The organism is Streptococcus suis (genome assembly GCF_002964045.1).
Taxonomy (GTDB): Bacteria; Bacillota; Bacilli; order Lactobacillales; family Streptococcaceae; genus Streptococcus; species Streptococcus suis_U.
Genome location: NZ_POPB01000283.1, coordinates 1 through 357, shown reverse-complemented (window position 1 = coordinate 357; position 357 = coordinate 1). Strand labels below are relative to the sequence as shown.

General features: G+C 44.5%; 1 protein-coding gene. It reads left to right on the top strand.

Annotated elements, in window-relative coordinates:
* Window positions 1-357, top strand: a 357-nt coding sequence (locus C1E99_RS03705) for a PTS transporter subunit IIC (protein ID WP_330848218.1), incomplete at both ends; no start/stop codon positions are given.

The following is a 357-nucleotide window of genomic DNA, read 5'->3' as shown; positions in this document are numbered from 1 at the left end:
AGAAAAAGCCTCATGATGTTTTTGCAGGGTTTATCAAAGCGACAGTCGGCTATATGATTTTGAACGTAGCAGCTGGTGGTTTGGTAACAACCTTCCGTCCGATTTTGGCGGCCTTGAACTATAAGTTCCAAATTGATGCGGCAGTTATTGACCCTTACTTCGGTCTTGCAGCAGCAAATGGGAAAATTGCTGAGGAGTTCCCTGATTTCGTATCAGCAGCCACTACAGCTCTCTTGATTGGTTTCGGTGTCAATATCCTCTTGGTTGCACTTCGTAAGGTTACAAAAGTACGTACTCTGTTCATCACTGGACACATCATGGTCCAACAAGCAGCAACAATCTCATTGATGGTGCTCT